This window comes from Cytophagia bacterium CHB2 (genome assembly GCA_030263535.1).
GTDB lineage: Bacteria > Zhuqueibacterota > Zhuqueibacteria > Zhuqueibacterales > Zhuqueibacteraceae > Coneutiohabitans.
Genome location: SZPB01000668.1, coordinates 1 through 1,691 on the forward strand (window position 1 = coordinate 1; position 1,691 = coordinate 1,691).

Consider the following 1,691-nt stretch of genomic DNA (forward strand, 5'->3'; position numbering starts at 1 on the left):
GGAGGCCGGCGCTGATGAAGCGGGCGAAATCGTGGCGCGCGGCGCGAACATCATGTCCGGGTATTGGAATCAGCCGGAAGAAACGCGCAACGCGCTGACGCAGCACGGTTTTCACACCGGCGATTTGGGCCGTAAAGATGAAGAAGGATTTTTCTATGTCGTCGGTCGCAAGCGTGACATGATCAAGTCCGGCGCCAATCGCGTGAGTGCGAAGGAGATTGAAGAAGTTATTCTCGAACACGCCAAGATTCTCGAAACCGCGGTGATCGGCGTGCCGGATCAATATCTCGGCGAAGCCATTTGCGCCTATATTTCACTCAAACCCGAAGCCGTGAATGGCAAAGACGACGAATTGGCGGAGGAGATCATTGCTTTTTGCCGTGAGCGTTTGCCGGAATTCAAAGTGCCGCGCCAGGTTATCGTCGAGGAAAAACTCCCGAAAAATGAATCCGGGAAGATTATGAAGGAACCCTTACGGCGCCGTCATAACTGAGGGTCATTATGCCAGCAAGATTTTGGTGGGCCAGTTGTCTCTTAAGCGTCACCGCAGCCTGGGCGCAAGCACAAACGGCTGAAGTTTTTTTGAAACGAGGCGATAGCATGATGCTCACCGTGCACCGTGTGCAAAATCGCTGTTTGTTTGCCTCCGATGGAGATGTTGTTTATCTAAAAGTGGTTGATTCTGTGCGAACCTCAGATGCCGATCTAGCCTCTGCCATTGTTGCCCAACACCTAGAAAACACCGCGCTGCGCAAACGCGGCAACATTTTTATCGTAGATTTATCGCAGGCAAAATTCCCTCGGTTAAAAACCGAACAAACGCCGGTGATGATTTACAAATCATTCGGTATTCATGTCAGTTCAGCGGATATTCCACGGTATGGCTTTCAACTGGATCACACCTGGACAAAATTGCCCTGGACTTTTCTTCGCCTATCGGTTGGCGCCGGCTTGCCGTTTTCCGGATCGGATGCTCTCAGCAGCCAGGTTGGTTATGGGATCGGCATGGATAAATTCCATGGCGCGGTGCGCCTGGCCACGAGTTTGAATTATGCCTACGTATTCGATCATCGCCGGCCCTGGCGACCAAATTTAAATTTTCCCAACTACCACGTGCTTTTGGGTGGCGGTGATTTGCATGTTCAAGCACGGAAAATAGCCCTGGAGTTTACGTTGGGCTTGGACTTTCGTTTTTTCGAATCGAACACCTTTGCCAATACGGACTCACGAGCCGCCGTTCGGATCGGCGTTGGAAAAATTTTGAACTAGCAGGAGCCTTCATGCCGTTGAAAATCTGTAATGTCGTCGGTGCGCGGCCGAATTTCATGAAAATCGCGCCGATTATCGATGAGATGCGCAAGCATACCGAAATCGCAGCGAGCCTGGTGCATACCGGCCAGCATTACGACGAGAAGATGTCCAAGCTTTTTTTTCAGGATCTCGGCTTGCCCAAGCCCGACGTTTATCTCGGCGTGGGTTCCGGCGGCCACGGCGAACAAACCGGCAAGATCATGATCGAGTTTGAAAAGATCGTTGCCGCGAACAAACCGGATATTGTCGTCGTGGTCGGCGATGTGAATTCAACCATTGCCTGCGGCCTGGTGGCGGTAAAAATGGGCGTGAAACTCGTGCACGTCGAAGCCGGCCTGCGTTCGTTCGATCGTACCATGCCCGAAGAGATCAACCGCATT

At 52.1% G+C, this 1,691-nt stretch carries 3 protein-coding genes; all 3 read left to right on the forward strand.

The annotated features are described in order from the left end of the window. A partial coding sequence (locus FBQ85_30065; protein ID MDL1879378.1) for a long-chain fatty acid--CoA ligase occupies window positions 1–493 on the forward strand: 493 nt, incomplete at its 5' end. 8 nt (window positions 494–501) lie between these two features. Next, window positions 502–1,269: a hypothetical protein gene (locus FBQ85_30070; protein MDL1879379.1), complete on the forward strand. Its 768-nt coding sequence runs from the start codon at window positions 502–504 to the stop codon at window positions 1,267–1,269. Window positions 1,270–1,280: 11 nt separating this feature from the next. Further along, the coding region (locus tag FBQ85_30075; GenBank protein ID MDL1879380.1) for a UDP-N-acetyl glucosamine 2-epimerase at window positions 1,281–1,691 on the forward strand (411 nt) is incomplete at its 3' end.